At 40.1% G+C, this 1,118-nt stretch carries 3 protein-coding genes; all 3 read right to left on the bottom strand.

Features of this window, described 5'->3' with window-relative positions:
- Position 1: 1 nt before the first annotated feature.
- Genes GMD1S_RS10400 through rplX form a run of 3 tightly spaced genes read right to left on the bottom strand, consistent with a single transcriptional unit; the run spans position 2 to position 1,076 of the window.
- Entirely contained in the window at positions 2-187 is a 186-nt protein-coding gene (locus tag GMD1S_RS10400; protein WP_001085697.1) for a type Z 30S ribosomal protein S14, read from the bottom strand.
- A gap of 17 nt (positions 188-204) precedes the next feature.
- Positions 205-747: a 50S ribosomal protein L5 gene (gene rplE, locus GMD1S_RS10395; protein ID WP_000013542.1), complete on the bottom strand. Its 543-nt coding sequence runs from the start codon at positions 745-747 to the stop codon at positions 205-207.
- 23 nt (positions 748-770) lie between these two features.
- Positions 771-1,076: a 50S ribosomal protein L24 gene (gene rplX, locus GMD1S_RS10390; RefSeq protein WP_000497691.1), complete on the bottom strand. Its 306-nt coding sequence runs from the start codon at positions 1,074-1,076 to the stop codon at positions 771-773.
- Positions 1,077-1,118 lie beyond the last annotated feature (42 nt).

Below are 1,118 nucleotides of genomic sequence, written 5' to 3'. Positions count from 1 at the left end.
ATTACCAAGATGCTTTTGTTACACCAGGAATTTGTCCTTTGTAAGCTAATTCACGGAAGCAAACACGGCAAAGTTTAAATTTGCGGTAAACTGAATGTGGACGACCACATTTTTCACAACGAGTATAAGCTTGAGTAGAGAACTTCGCTGGACGTTTGTTCTTAGCAATCATTGATTTTTTAGCCATTAGATTTACCTCCTATATTATTTTGCAAAAGGCATTCCAAGGCCTGTAAGCAATGCACGTGACTCTTCGTCAGTGTTAGCAGTTGTTACGATAACGATGTCAAGACCACGAGTTTTGTCAACGTCATCAAAGTTGATTTCTGGGAAGATCAATTGTTCTTTCACACCAAGAGTGTAGTTTCCGCGTCCATCAAATGATTTTGTTGGAACACCGTGGAAGTCACGCACACGTGGAAGTGAAACTGAAACCAATTTGTCCAAGAATTCGTACATACGTTCACCACGAAGGGTAACTTTTGCACCGATCGCTACACCTTCACGAAGACGGAAGCCGGCGATTGATTTTTTAGCTTTAGTGATAAGTGGTTTTTGACCTGAGATAAGTGCCAATTCTTCAGCAGCTTTTTCAAGACTTTTAGCGTTTGATACAGCTTCACCAACACCCATGTTCAAAACGATCTTATCTACTTTAGGCACAGCCATCACTGATGAGTAGTTGAATTGTTCTGTCAAAGCAGGAACTACTTCATTAAGATATTTTTCTTTTAAACGATTTGCCATTATACTTCTCCTTTCCTTCGTGATTAATCAAGCACTTCGCCTGATTTTTTGTTGTAGCGAACTTTTTTACCGTCTACAAATTTGTAACCAACACGACCAGCTACACCATTTTTGTCCAATACTTGAACGTTTGATACGTGGATAGCTGCTTCTTTCTCGATGATACCACCTTGAGGAAGCTCGTTAGTTGGACGTTGGTGTTTCTTAACGATGTTAACACCTTCAACGATAACTTTGTTTACTTTTGGAAGGGCAGTAAGGACAACAGCTTCTGTTCCCTTATCTTTACCAGCGATTACGCGAACTTTGTCGCCTTTTTTTACAAACATTAGGTTTCTCCTTGATTTTTCTTACGCCCATAAGGGCACCCT

Origin of the sequence: Streptococcus sp. GMD1S, from assembly GCF_000296875.1 — a bacterium.
In the GTDB taxonomy this organism is placed as follows: domain Bacteria; phylum Bacillota; class Bacilli; order Lactobacillales; family Streptococcaceae; genus Streptococcus.
The sequence above is the reverse complement of the archived record's forward strand: the minus strand, read 5'-3'. Positions and strand labels throughout refer to the sequence as shown.